General features: G+C 67.9%; 1 protein-coding gene. It reads right to left on the bottom strand.

All coding sequences use genetic code 11. From position 1 onward, the window contains the following. The coding region (locus tag ACLJNW_RS28730) for a hypothetical protein (protein ID WP_410962094.1) at nt 1–234 on the bottom strand (234 nt) is incomplete at both ends.

Consider the following 234-nt stretch of genomic DNA (forward strand, 5'->3'; position numbering starts at 1 on the left):
CCATGGCGGCGGGCAAAGTCCTGGGCCTGCTCGCGGAGCAGGAAGGCGTTGAGGCGACCCTCGCCGTCGCGGACGAACCACGCCTGGAAGGCCAGCAGCTTGATCCCGCTGTCACGATCCTGGGCGTAGATCGCACGAATCGCCTTGCCCTGCGCCTTCAGCTCGGCAAGATCGGCCAGGGCCGACTCCGGCGAAGCGTAATGGCGCACCCTGGCCTCGCCCTTCACCCAGATC

The organism is Salmonella sp. SAL4457 (assembly GCF_046548235.1).
Lineage (GTDB): Bacteria > Pseudomonadota > Gammaproteobacteria > Enterobacterales > Enterobacteriaceae > Salmonella > Salmonella enterica.